This is a genomic window from Ammoniphilus sp. YIM 78166 (assembly GCF_004522215.1).
In the GTDB taxonomy this organism is placed as follows: domain Bacteria; phylum Bacillota; class Bacilli; order Aneurinibacillales; family RAOX-1; genus YIM-78166.
Window position 1 is genome coordinate 146,989 of sequence record NZ_SDLR01000005.1, and the last position, 12,646, is coordinate 159,634.

The following is a 12,646-nucleotide window of genomic DNA, read 5'->3' on the forward strand; positions in this document are numbered from 1 at the left end:
AGTGCATCATTCGGCTACTATGACTCCTCCATTTCGGCTCCTGTGAACGTTATCGTAAAGCAGCTCGCGTTTCGTGCCCTGAACCTGTGCGTATATAAAAAGGGACAGTCCTTAAACCTAAGGGGGTATCCCCGAAGCAAGCAAAAAGAGACCGACAGTGCGGTCACACTATCGGTCACGTACAACAGACGTGCCCCAATGGGGCGGTTCTCCTATGGCTGCTCCTTTGGGTAATGGCTCCATTTTGCTTAATCTGCCATCCCCTTAACATTTAAGCTACCGGATTTCTAAGAACGCCTAAACTTCCGATCTCCACTTCTACAACATCTCCTGCCTTCAGGAAACGGGGCGGCTCGAATCCCATTCCCACTCCCTTTGGCGTTCCAGTGGCGATAATATCTCCCGGCCTTAGGGTAATTCCTTTCGAGACTGTCTCAATAATGGTGGGAATGTCGAAGATGAGCAATTCGGTATTCGATTGCTGACGTACTTCTCCATTCACGCGACTTTGAATCTCAAGCATCGCTGGGTTACCAATTTCATCTGCTGTTGCTATATAAGGCCCCATAGGACAGAAAGTATCCAGACTCTTCCCCAAGAACCACTGTTTATGATCCCTCTGCAAATCCCGTGCGGTAATATCATTGACCATCGTATAGCCAAAAATGTAGTCATAGGCTTCGCCTTTAGAAATATTCGAACCTTCCCTACCAATAATGATGGCCAGTTCGGCCTCATAGTCCAATTCTTGCGTCACGTCCGGATGGGATTGAATGGGCTCTTCCGGACCGATTACCGTTGTGGTCGCTTTCGTGAAAACGATCGGGTGAGTCGGAATGGCCTTGGAATCATCTGTCGTCTTCCCAAATTCATAAGCATGCTCACGATAATTGATCCCGAGGCAAATGATATTGCGTTTAGGCTGGGGAATCGGGGCCGCAAGCCTGACCTCTGTCAAAGGAATCACAAAATCTTCTGGCTGCTGGCTTGCTAGTTGTTTTCGAATCTCCTCTACCCTTTCCATGGCTTGAGGGTCTCCAATGAGATCGACCAATTCAAGCGGCAGGATTGTGGAAGGGAACATGACTTTCTCTGCTTTCAGAATATCTATAATGGAATTTTTGTCATTGGTTAAGTAGCCATATCTAGATTGATTATGATGAATAAAGGTACTCAGATACATTGACCTCTTCCTCCTATTCTTCTAACATATTATTTCGAACATTTTTCAGATGGACAAGTGAATAATGAGCCGCTTTTTTCTTATCACGATCCTTTATCGCCTTGAAAATTTCACAATGTTCTTTAAAATAGGTGTTCATCCTTTCCTTGGTTAGGCTGCGTTCCTTCAGGGTGCCCCACAACTTTTCCAAACGCACGCTATTAATGATGTCAATGACTCGCAAGAGGAACGAATTTTTCGCGGCCAAAGCGATTTGATAGTGAAATTGGCCATCCAATCTCTCGAACTTATGGAAAATGTCGCGAGTCAGCTCCTCAAAGTCAATACAATCCCTTGTATCTTCGAGAATTTGCTCAAGTGTCTTTAAATCTTCTTGAGTCGCTCGGACGGCTGCCAACTCCGCTAAATAGGGCTCGATGGAAAACCGGGCTTCAAACACCTCTGAGGGGCTGGTTTCATTTGCAATTTCTGTGAACAACTGATCGTTGGCAGGAATACTTTCTGATTTTATAAACGTACCATGCCCAACCTTGCTCTCGATCAAGCCGATAATTTCCAGTGCTCGAAGGGCTTCTCTCACGGTTGCCCGACTGGTTTGATGCGTTTCAGCTAATGCCCGCTCCGAAGGCAGTCTATCCCCTTGACGAAGCAGCCCCTCCTTTAACTGCTGCTGTATGGTTTTAGCAATTTCCAAAAAAGCCTTATTCGGTAGATTTTGGATGTCCATTGTTCTAAGTCCTCCCTATTGGCCTTACCAATAAAAAGTATAGGGTTGACCAAAAAATTAGTCAATATCCAATTTTCCGAATAAATTATATATTTTACGTTGACTGAATAGGAAATAAGTTGTAATATTACTTTGGAATTGGTAAAGCCAATTTTTTCCGTATCACCATTATATCAGAGGAGGCTGAATTCTTGATTAAGCAAATCCAAAATTTAAATTTCAATGTTGAAACCAAAGGGACTGGAGAATCCATTATCTTCATCCATGGGCTGGGCGGAAGCCTTAATATCTGGAATAGCCAGGTGAATGCGACATCCCGCTTTTTCCAGACTACGGCTTATGATCTCCGTGGAGCTGGTCGTACCGAGCTGTCAGTTCCGGAATATTCTATTGAAGTTTTCGTGGAAGATTTAAAGAACTTAATGAATTCAGAAGGAATCAAAGAGGCCCATCTGGTCAGCCATTCCATGGGAACCCTGATTGCCCAGCACTTTGCCGTTGATTATCCTGACCGCGTAAAAAGCCTTACTCTAGTGGGCGGATTGCTGGAAATTCCGGAAGCGGGGAAAAAAGGACTCTATGATCGCTCCAACCTTGTCCGTGAAAATGGGATGGATACCGTGGCTGATGCGGTCATTGAAGGAGGAACTTCCTCTTACTCCAAACATGCGAATGCTGCCACCATTGGACTCGTCCGTGACTTGCTGCAGAGGAACAATCCAGAAGGCTATGCGGCTGCCTGTCGAGCATTAGCCAATGGTAGGGCCATTAATCACGGGCAGGTCCAAGTGCCGGTTCTACTAATTGTTGGAGATGAAGATCGGGTAACCCCTCTTCCCATGGCCAAAAAGCTCCTACAAGGATTCCCGAATGCTAGACTGGAAGTCATTGAAAATTGCGGACATTGGACAACCGTAGAGGCTCCTGATGCAGTAAACCGTGCTCTGCTTTCCTTTTTATATTCGCTTTAATTTATGAACAAGATGAAAAAAGATTCCATACCTATGTCACACTCAGCGAAGCGCTCCCGAATTGAGCTAATGCTTCTAGTTCTCGGAATCTTGCTGATTGCCTCAAACCTTAGAGCTCCGATAACGGCAGTTGGGCCGCTGGTCGGTACCATCATAGAAGATACCCACATGTCCAATACTATGGCTGGGTTGCTCACCACTCTTCCCCTGCTCGGTTTCGCCGCCCTATCTCCTCTTGCGCCCAAACTCGCTCGACAGTTCGGTACGGAGGCTACACTACTTGCGGCGTTATTCATCTTGACATTGGGAATCATCCTTCGTTCTGTGCCATCAGTGGCCAGCTTATTCTTAGGGACCGCTATGCTTGGTCTAGCCATTGCCGCAGGGAATGTGTTGCTGCCAAGTCTCATTAAGCGTGAATTTCCTCATCGCATTGGACTCTTTACGGGCAGCTTCACCTTGACTATGAGTATTTGGGCGGCGATCGCCTCAGGGGTGAGTGTGCCTATCGCCCAAGGTCTGGGCTATGGCTGGCGGGTCGCTCTCTTATGTTGGGCCGGGCTATCAGTCATTACTTTTATGGTTTGGTTTCGACAGCTAAGACACACTCCCCCTAAAGTCCCGATGAAAGTCATCAAGGCTTGGAGTCCCTTATGGCATTCCAAAGTGGCTTGGCAGGTTACCTTGTTTATGGGGCTGCAGTCGATAGCGTTCTACTCTGCCATCGCATGGCTACCTGAAGTCCTTTACGATAAGGGAATCAGCTTATCACACGCAGGATGGATGCTTTCCATGATGCAATTTATCAGTCTTCCGGCTGCATTCGGTGTTCCACTGCTTGCCGCCCGTCTTCCTAACCAGCGCGGCATTGTGACCGTTACTGCCATTCTGTACATCGTTGGATACACGGGTCTTCTCAGCGGTCACACCGAATGGCTAACACTAAGCATTCTTATGCTCGGACTTGCACAAGGCTCTAGTATTAGCCTTGCCCTTACTCTTTTTGGTCTTCGCTCAACGAACGCGCACCAAGCAGCAGAACTCTCGGGAATGGCACAATCCATTGGCTACTTGCTGGCTGCTGGCGGACCGATCTTATTTGGATTTTTCCACGATCTTACTCACTCTTGGAATACATCGCTTCTGTTTCTCTTGACGGTCAGCATACTACAGTTCATCGTAGGACTGGGAGCAGGAAGGAATGTTACGATATCCGTTTCCAAGGATCAAGTGGCTTAGGTTTTGGTTTTTTTTATATGTTGCCAAGACTTCCCTTAGGCATCGTATCTTATTTTCGGCTGTGTTTTCCTGGTTCCCGAAGTCCATTAAATGAAAAGCCTTACCTTTCATCATGTGAAAGGTAAGGCTTTTTTTAACTAAACCCGGTTCCATTCATCAGGATCAGCAAACATGCGTTGATCCTGGTTGAGGGCATTGATTTTATCCATATCTTCTGGCGTAAGTTCAAAATCAAAGACATCCGCATTTTCTGCGATGCGATGAGGCTTGGTGGATTTCGGGATGGTTACGACTCCCGTTTGCATATCCCAGCGGATAATGATTTGAGCCGTTGACTTATTGTATTTATTTGCGATCTCGACCAAGGTCGGTTCTTCAAGCAGACCACCCTGCATTAAGGGAGACCAGGCTTCCATCTGGATTTGATTCTTTTTGCAAAACGCATGCAATTCCCTTTGATTGAAACGCGGATGATATTCAACTTGATTGACCATGGGGACAATCTCGCAATTGTCCATAATATCTTCCAGGTGGTGAATCTTAAAATTGCTCACGCCAATGGCGCGAATGCGTCCTTCTTTATAGAGCTTCTCGAGGGCTTTCCATGTCTCAATATATTTCCCAAGAGCTGGAGCAGGCCAGTGAATCAAATACAGGTCTAAATAGTCTAAACCTAATTTCTCCATGCTTCGGTCAAAAGCCGCTAAAGTAGCTTCATAACCTTGGTCGGCATTCCAGACCTTCGTGGTAATGAACAGCTCTTCCCGAGGAACACCAGATTCAGCAATCCCTTTCCCTACGCCTTCTTCATTCTTATAAATCGCCGCGGTATCAATGCTCCGATAGCCTGCTTCCAGGGCAGCTTTTACAGAATTGACAACTTCCTCTCCGTCTTGCACTTTGAAAACGCCTAAACCTATCCATGGCATTTTCACGCCATTATGTAATGTGGTCGTACTTTGCAAATCTTTTAGCATGATTCCGTCTCCCGTATCATTTTATTAACAATATTAGAAATGGTATGACTTTACTTACAATTGTCATTATAACATCTACCTAAGACTTTGTACAACCGATAAACAATGTGGGCCTAGTGCAGTGCATATTCACTTTTCGTCTCGTGTTCGAACGCCGCATAAGCAAGGCAAAGCTCAGCTTGAGCGCAAGTATTTTAGAATTTGCGATAGCATGGCGATCATCGACGGATGCTGTAATGCTTCCGTAGTATGGGCAGGGGTGAAGCAGCATACACGCCCTTGGCCAACTGAATGGTACCAACCTGCAATGGAGTCCCCGTCTACAGAGGAAGAATGGAGAAAAACTTGAGTGTTAGATTCATCGCATTCTACGAAATAGTGCTCGTCTTTAACAGAGAAACTATGATGATCCTCTATACCCAGGTCGTTGTGGTTCAGGGTATAAGTAACCGTCTGATGCTCCTTTGGATGGTATTTAAATTGTCCACGAAGCAGAGAAACATAATCCCTCACTTCATCGTAACTGGCCAAACCGGAATGCCACCCCAGCCAGCTTCCTCCATCTTCTACATAATTCCTTATCGCGGTGGCTGCCCCATCATCCATCCAGCGCCGTACCTCTTTGTCCTGCGGGTTCACTCGGTTTTCAGCAGAAAAGATCACAGCTGCAGGACGGTCCGCTAAAGCACCGGCCAGCTCTTGTACCGTTAGGTAAGAAATTTCGTATTCGCCCTCTAATCCTTGGATGGATTGCTCTAATGTGCTTTGCAGCGCTTCTCGGCTGTGATAATAATCTCCAAGGACCGCAACGATCGTCTCTTTCAATATCATAACCTCCCGAATTAAAGCGGTTTTACGCTCATCCTTTTATAATTAGCTTTTTGCAAACACCCGTTCCAGAGGAAAGTCCCGCGCTTCCAGCGGCAATGTTACTCTTTTGTTGGTCACGGCAGATTCATAGGCAGCCATCAAAATTTCCGTGCATACCGCTGCATTTTCTATGGAACAGATCGAAGGCTGACCCGTCTCGATGCTATTGATCAGATCGAGGACGAGATCGATATACACGCTATCCCAGGTGGCTTGCTGCTCTAACTCGGGCAGCGTGATTCCATCCTTATTGATGACCTTCACCACTCCGCCTTCATTTGTCTCGATGATGCCTTCCGTACCGACGATTAGCGTGCCCGCAACCTCCGGAGCTGTTGGAGTCAGATTAATATACCCGGTTGCCCCTCCAGCAAACGAGATTTGCAGAAGCATTTCATCTTCAACGGGGTGACCGTACCGGGTTTGCTGTTTCGTCCAATCGGCTTTGGCAAACACGGATTCAACCTTAGGATCGTTCAAGTAATGACGGAGCATATCGACCCAGTGCGTACCCCAAGACATGAGATCCCAGCCCTTGCCGACCCATCCCTCGAGCCTGGTGACTTTTCCGATCCTATTAGCCTCAATGGCTTGTTTGACATATTGATGAATAGGATGATACCTGCGCTGGTGAGCCACCAGCAGAACGACCTCATGTTTCTTGCAAACGTCTAGCATCTGCTGCACTTCTTCCATATTTAAAGCCATTGGCTTTTCGCAAAGAATCCCTTTCACCCCCGCTTCCGCGGCATCCACTACCATTTGGGCATGCAAGGAGGGCCATGTGCATATACTCACAAAATCAAGCTGCTCTTTTTGCAGCATGTCCTTGTAATCTGTATAAATAGCTGGAACCCCAAAAGCATCTGCATAGCCTCTCGCATTTTCTTCCACAACATCCGCAGCGGCTGCGATCTCGACCCTCTCTGTTGCTTGATAGGCCATTCCATGCGAATAGGCGATACGGTAACCCGCCGAAACCCCCGGCTGTATTTTTTGCGGCTTCCCGCAGCCAATAATTCCCACTCGATATGTTTTCAAAAAAATCCACTCCTTTTCGTTTTTTTCACTAACTTTTTAACTTCCAACAAATTGGCGATGCCGGTAAGCGGATGGCGATACGCCTGTCCATCGTTTAAACTGTCTGCTGAAATGACTGATCGAAGCAAAACCCAGACGGTCAGCAATTTCTTCCACCGCCAATTCCGAATCTATCAAATACCTCTTCGCTTGGTTCAATTTGACTCTCGTCAGATAATTGCGGGGCGACAGGCCGTATACATCATTAAATACCTTATTACAAAGAGAAAGGCTAATGCACAATTTCTCTGCTATATCTTGGATTCGAACGGAGGACTCTGTATTCTGTTCCAACAGATTTGCAATTTTGCATGCCAGTTCTACATGTTCTCTCGAGCGGACGGCTCGATTGGATTGCACATCTCCTGAACCCTCCATCGAGTCAAACACCGAAATCAAATCTAATAGAATCTCGGGCAGAAGAGATTGAATCTTCAGAATCTCCATCGAAGACAGCTTCATGGTCGGCATGGCTGGATTAGAGCTTACCGGTTCTCTTGAACCAGCTTCATTTATCAGCTTGATAAATTGATGCACATGGTCTCTCAATTCCGTTGCATTTTCCCCAGCAGAAGGGATTAAACCATTTCCGCTGCATAACAGCTTTCTTATTTCAGGATCATCCATGTCGAAATGAAAAGTAAAATATTTGCACGTTTCCGGAGAATCATTTTCCAAGTCATGGATCTCATTTGGCCTCAATAGGATGAAGTCTCCACTATCAAGTAAAATCTTCCTTCCATTCACCCGCATCGACGAGGTGCCTTCCAAACAGTGCAAAAGCTCAAATGTAGGATGATGATGAATTCTGTATTTCCAACCCGGGTCTATCCCTCTGACATGGGCACCCATAATCGAAAAGGAACAAGTCACATCCTGGATTCGAATGGTCCATTCCACAATTTCTTCCCCCTATCAACAAAAGCAACTCGGTGTTTTTCACCTCCAGCCTGTTATTTACTTATGATTATAATCAATCTTCTAAATCGTGTATATTCAAAAAACCCCTATATTTTTGACCAAATCAACACGAATGGCTTGTTCCATTTGACCTTTTGCGGGTCAGACAAGAGATCTACACAATTCAAAAGCCCTTTGGATGAACCTCCAAAGGGCTTAATCTTTTTATATAGGTTTCAGTTGGTCTTCGCCTTCTCCCTCAACGAAATGAGGAAGGCTGGCACCGACAAGCCAGGCGGATAACGCTCGGACCAGTGACGAATCCCTATTGAATAAGCTGGCGAGCACGCTCATGTGATGAGCCCCGCCCACCACGACCTTCGCTGCCCGGCCCCGCTCGGCCAACCTACTAGCTTGTTCGTGAAACGCTGCTGTCTCTTTTTCTCCGACGATTAGGGCTGTCTGTACGCTATGCGGTATGTCACGGATGGTCCAATCAGAGATTTCGGTGTCCGTCAAGGACAGTTCCTCCTGCAGAAAGGACCTACTGACTGGTTCCAGGTCGAATGCCCCGCTCACAGCAACAACTGCCGCACAGTGATCCGCGATTTCACGCGATTGAATCGCGGCAAGCGATAAATGTGCGCCTGCGGAATGACCAACAAGGCAGAGCTTTGTTCCATCTGGTAGGAGAGTCAAGAGCCGGGCAATCGCCTCCCTCACATCGCTGACTACATCCGCCATTCGGACACTTGGCATCAATCTGTATTCCAAGTTAGCAACCGTTGGGCCTAACGCCGTTAGACCAGGCAGCACACAACGGTGATCCTCAGCTCGCAGTGCACGCCAGTACCCGCCATGCACAAAAACGGGGACTACAGGTCCTGGCTGGTTATTCCCCCCTAGTTCGAGCCATTGGCGCGGATCGGAGCCATACATATGGCGAACTAATGACAGTTGACCTGACACTGCTTGACTTCGACTTTCAAGGCATTCAAGCCACGCGCCAAAGTCCGGAAGAATTTTCGCCATGCGTAATTGGCCATCCCAGTAATCCCTGCTCTGAAGCATTTTCATCGTTCCCTCCCTTTATACGGTTGCAATGATCAAGCCTTGAAGTGTCTCAATTGCGCTGCGGGGATCCTTCCATATTTTCCCGTCCTTCATAATCATCGCCAGATTGTCGCGATCCTGAAGAAGTGAGACATCCTCAGTAACATCCCCTCGAACAAGAAGCATGTCGGCTAGGAACCCTTCTTTGATCTGCCCTAGCTCGTGTCCCATTTGCATGAGCTGAGCTCCAACGGTTGTCGCACACTTCAGCGCCTCGACTGGAGTATAGCCAAAGAAGTTGACGAAATGTTCAATATCCCTGGCATTTTGCCCCATAGGCGTAATGGCAAAACCATAATCCCCACCCACCACAACTCGGATGCCACGCTTACGAATTTCCTTATAGGTCTTGCAAGTAGCCTCAAACTTGCGGAACAATCCCATACTTTCGGCCACCTGTGGCGACATACCGCCCATCGTGCTGTTATGAACGAGACCAAAGGCTGGCCCAACAAAGACTCGATCCTTCACCGATTCGAGCATGTCTAGCGCCTCTTCGTCCGCGAAATCACAGTGATAAATACAGTCTACCCCGTGCCGAACCGCCATCTTCACACTTTGAGAGGAACGGGCATGGGCGGCAATTAACTTACCATAGCGATGGCCAACGGAAACCACTGCGGCCAGTTCCTCCTCTTCGAGTGGAGTAATCTCTGCTCGGGCATGACTGATGAATTCATCACCCGAAATATTGATCTTCAGCACATCAACGCCATCACGAATGCATTCCCTAGCCACCCGGCGGAATTCATCTGCACCATCCGCAATCAAACCAAAGCTCTCCTGATAAATGTGACGCTTACGCTCATCACCCAACCCTGCAGTGGTCGTCATTTCAGGGCTTCCTGCAAGCATCCGTGGTCCGGCGATCATGCCTTCATTAATTGCATTTCGAGCAGTGACACCCAGCATGGGTTTTGCTGAAGCCGCTTCAAAGATCGAGGTAAATCCATGGCTAAGAAGCAATTGCAGGTTCTTCGCTGTCAACAGCATGTGCTCCTCGTTGCTAAGCTGACCGAGTTCAGTCATGCTCTTGATGTTGGTAAAACTCGGATGGCAATGTCCTTCAACCATACCGGGCATCAAGGTCATGCCCGTTCCGTCGATACGGTCTGCGGGCAAATCAGAAGGTACTTCAGTTCCAGGGATCACCGATTCGATTCGGTTACCTCTAACGATAACGGTGGCAGGATAAGCCGAATCCGACAGGCCGTCCCAGACTTTTGCTCCAGTAATGCAGATATAGTTCATCATATTCTTTACCTCCTCAGAGTTTTGTGTAATTTAATGAGCATCCCTATTCATTACGACTCGCTAGAACAACCTTTATAGTTACCTGAAGTTTTGAAAACATTAAAATTATCTGATTTCACAAAGTGTAAGCATTCCTCCTTTCCCTTGAAAGTCCTTTGGTGCTTACAAGGCTAGCTTAAGCAGGTCTTCAAAATCCTCAAGCTTGGGCCTTCGCGGATTGATTCGAATGAGACGTTCAATGGTTAAAGCCTTTTTGGCGATTTCAGTTACCTGTTCTTCCTTTATCCCAATCTCAGATAAGGTCTTCGGAAGCCCGATATGATCAAGCAGTTGAAGCATCGCTTCAAAGACCGATTGGGCCACCTCCTGACGATTCATCTGACCGGTATTAATGTCCAGCAATTCAGCGATCTCTTTCATCTTCTCCACTTCTACGGTCGAATTGAACTTCATCACATAGGGAAGCAGCAATCCTGTCAATTCCCCATGAGGCGATTTGGTCAGTCCGCCTAGAGGGTAAGCCAAAGCATGGGCTATGGCCGTTCCTGTATTCGAAAAAGCTAATCCTGCCAATAAGCTGCCTAGCATCATATTGCTTCTTGCTTCAAGGTTGGAGCCTTGCTGCACGGCTAAGGTAATGTTCTTAATAATGAGCTTGATGGCCTCAAGAGCAAGGACGTTCGATAAGGGGAACGAGCCTTGGAACAAGGGCTCTCCCTCGGCCTGAATATACTTATAATCCATGGACATATAAGCCTCAACGGCATGAGAAAGGGCATCGATTCCTGAACAAGCCGTAACATAAGGGGGAAGCCCTATCGTTAATTCAGGGTCGAGCAACGCGACCGAGGGTCGCAAGTAATTGTCCGAAATGCCTACCTTCAGGTTATTTTCAACATCGGTCACAACGGCAACGGAGGTTACCTCCGAGCCTGTACCCGCAGTCGTCGGAATGGCAATTAACGGGGTGATAGGACCCGGCACTTGATTTTCTCCCGCATAATCCAAAGGGCTTCCCCCATGCGCCAGCAATAGGGCAACCACCTTTGCCATGTCCATGCTGCTTCCTCCACCCAAGCCGATAATGACATCGGGCTTCACCTGAGAAGCGGCAAACCGGTAACATTCCATGATCGTATCAACGGGAGGCTCGGGAACCACCTTATCATAAAGAGTCAAATCGATGCTGTGATTTCTAAGGGCAGCCGTCACTTGATACGTAATGCCTGCCTTATTTACTCCTGGATCTGTGATCAGCAAAACATTCTTCGCTTGCAAACGGTCGATCACGGAGCCTAACCTCTGGATTGAACCGTTTCCAAAAACAATTCTTCCAGTAGAATAATAATCCCACGTTGTTCTCATGAGTCATGACATCCTTTGCTATAGGTTTAAGACAACCAATCGTTCATCGGTCATCTCCTGGACCGTATAATGCGGTCCTTCCTTGCCGATCCCGCTATCCTTCACTCCGCCATAGGGCATCACATCCGCCCGATAAGTCGATACATCATTGATGATCACGCCGCCGAACTCCAGTTCCTGGGCAGCCCTCATCGCAAGCTGCAAATTCGAAGTAAAGAAACCCGCTTGCCGCCAAAGGAAGCACGGGCCCCTTGAGAGATCGCTTCCTGAATCCATGCTTCTGCCCGCTCGGCTTCCTTTTGTGAAATCATGGGGCCAATGTCGGTACCTTGATCCTCCGGATTTCCGACTACTAATCCGGTTGAAATACCCTGCAGGAAGCCCAGCTTCATTAAAAATGTCTGCTAACCTGCATGCAATCAGTGGAGTCGCGGCTGCAGGCTTTAGTACTACAGCATTTCCTGCTGCTATCGCTGGTCCAATCTTATGGTGTTAAACGGAAAATTAAAAGGACTGATTGCAACTATTACACCTACTGGTACATGTATGTTAAAAGCGAGCTTATTCTCATTTCCAGGCTGTCCGAGGGGAACACCCTCCCCTGAGATTCGCTTAGCCTCTTCTGCTGAGGCGATCAGCGTTTTGAATCCCTCTCTCAATTTCCGCATAGGCATCTTTTCTTACCTTGCCAGCTTCTTTAATTAAGAGAAGTGCAAGTTCGTCCCTTCTTCTCCTCACGCCTTCCGCCGCGCGATTAAGGATCTCGTAGCGCTCAAAGGGACTAAACTTCACCTGCTTAAAGGTCTCGTAAGCTGACGTGATGGCGCGATCCACCTCTTCCCTTGTCCCTTTTCCTACTTCACCAAGAGCTTATCCTAATACTTATCCAGTACTGGCATATAAGCTTCAGCCTCATGCCATTCCCCCTGAATAAAATGCCCGTATTTTTCCATTACTCGCCCTCCGT

At 47.4% G+C, this 12,646-nt stretch carries 11 protein-coding genes and 1 pseudogene; 2 read left to right on the forward strand and 10 right to left on the reverse strand.

From position 1 onward, the window contains the following. Positions 1–271: 271 nt before the first annotated feature. On the reverse strand, positions 272–1,183 hold the full coding sequence (locus tag EIZ58_RS21865) for a fumarylacetoacetate hydrolase family protein (protein ID WP_134703057.1): 912 nt from the start codon (positions 1,181–1,183) through the stop codon (positions 272–274). Positions 1,184–1,196: 13 nt separating this feature from the next. Then, entirely contained in the window at positions 1,197–1,910 is a 714-nt protein-coding gene (locus tag EIZ58_RS21870) for a FadR/GntR family transcriptional regulator (protein ID WP_134703058.1), read from the reverse strand. A 191-nt stretch (positions 1,911–2,101) separates the two neighbouring features. Between EIZ58_RS21870 and EIZ58_RS21875 the strand changes: the two genes are divergently transcribed. Then, positions 2,102–2,881 carry an alpha/beta fold hydrolase gene (locus tag EIZ58_RS21875; protein ID WP_167577878.1) on the forward strand — a complete coding sequence of 260 codons (780 nt, stop codon included), beginning with the start codon at positions 2,102–2,104 and terminating at the stop codon, positions 2,879–2,881. A 69-nt stretch (positions 2,882–2,950) separates the two neighbouring features. Continuing rightward, entirely contained in the window at positions 2,951–4,120 is a 1,170-nt protein-coding gene (locus EIZ58_RS21880) for a CynX/NimT family MFS transporter (protein WP_240689308.1), read from the forward strand. A gap of 137 nt (positions 4,121–4,257) precedes the next feature. Here EIZ58_RS21880 and EIZ58_RS21885 read toward each other — a convergent pair whose 3' ends face one another. From EIZ58_RS21885 to EIZ58_RS21920, 8 genes and pseudogenes are all read right to left on the reverse strand, one after another. Then, positions 4,258–5,097 carry an aldo/keto reductase gene (locus EIZ58_RS21885; RefSeq protein ID WP_134703061.1) on the reverse strand — a complete coding sequence of 280 codons (840 nt, stop codon included), beginning with the start codon at positions 5,095–5,097 and terminating at the stop codon, positions 4,258–4,260. Between the two features lie 174 nt (positions 5,098–5,271). Further along, complete coding sequence (locus tag EIZ58_RS21890; protein ID WP_134703062.1) at positions 5,272–5,922, reverse strand: ThuA domain-containing protein; 651 nt, start codon at positions 5,920–5,922, stop codon at positions 5,272–5,274. A gap of 48 nt (positions 5,923–5,970) precedes the next feature. Beyond that, on the reverse strand, positions 5,971–7,008 hold the full coding sequence (locus tag EIZ58_RS21895; protein ID WP_134703063.1) for a Gfo/Idh/MocA family protein: 1,038 nt from the start codon (positions 7,006–7,008) through the stop codon (positions 5,971–5,973). Positions 7,009–7,044: 36 nt separating this feature from the next. Further along, complete coding sequence (locus EIZ58_RS21900; RefSeq protein ID WP_134703064.1) at positions 7,045–7,947, reverse strand: AraC family transcriptional regulator; 903 nt, start codon at positions 7,945–7,947, stop codon at positions 7,045–7,047. A gap of 225 nt (positions 7,948–8,172) precedes the next feature. Next, the gene (locus tag EIZ58_RS21905) at positions 8,173–9,024 is read right to left on the reverse strand and encodes an alpha/beta hydrolase (RefSeq protein ID WP_134703065.1); all 852 of its coding nucleotides are present in this window, start codon (positions 9,022–9,024) and stop codon (positions 8,173–8,175) included. A 12-nt stretch (positions 9,025–9,036) separates the two neighbouring features. Then, a complete protein-coding gene (locus EIZ58_RS21910; protein ID WP_205672302.1) occupies positions 9,037–10,314 on the reverse strand; it encodes a metal-dependent hydrolase family protein in 1,278 nt (425 codons plus the stop codon). 162 nt (positions 10,315–10,476) lie between these two features. Further along, positions 10,477–11,679 carry a hydroxyacid-oxoacid transhydrogenase gene (locus tag EIZ58_RS21915; protein WP_134703066.1) on the reverse strand — a complete coding sequence of 401 codons (1,203 nt, stop codon included), beginning with the start codon at positions 11,677–11,679 and terminating at the stop codon, positions 10,477–10,479. A gap of 18 nt (positions 11,680–11,697) precedes the next feature. After that, a pseudogene (locus EIZ58_RS21920) lies at positions 11,698–12,632 on the reverse strand (aldehyde dehydrogenase family protein). Between the last annotated feature and the right edge of the window lie 14 nt (positions 12,633–12,646).

Bases quoted from the DNA above. Each gene is read 5' to 3' on its own strand.
- EIZ58_RS21865 (WP_134703057.1), bottom strand. From the start codon at position 1,183: ATGTATCTGAGTACCTTTATTCATCATAATCAATCTAGATATGGCTAC.
- EIZ58_RS21870 (WP_134703058.1), bottom strand. From the start codon at position 1,910: ATGGACATCCAAAATCTACCGAATAAGGCTTTTTTGGAAATTGCTAAA.
- EIZ58_RS21880 (WP_240689308.1), top strand. From the start codon at position 2,951: ATGCTTCTAGTTCTCGGAATCTTGCTGATTGCCTCAAACCTTAGAGCT.
- EIZ58_RS21885 (WP_134703061.1), bottom strand. From the start codon at position 5,097: ATGCTAAAAGATTTGCAAAGTACGACCACATTACATAATGGCGTGAAA.
- EIZ58_RS21905 (WP_134703065.1), bottom strand. From the start codon at position 9,024: ATGAAAATGCTTCAGAGCAGGGATTACTGGGATGGCCAATTACGCATG.
- EIZ58_RS21910 (WP_205672302.1), bottom strand. From the start codon at position 10,314: ATGATGAACTATATCTGCATTACTGGAGCAAAAGTCTGGGACGGCCTG.
- EIZ58_RS21915 (WP_134703066.1), bottom strand. From the start codon at position 11,679: ATGAGAACAACGTGGGATTATTATTCTACTGGAAGAATTGTTTTTGGA.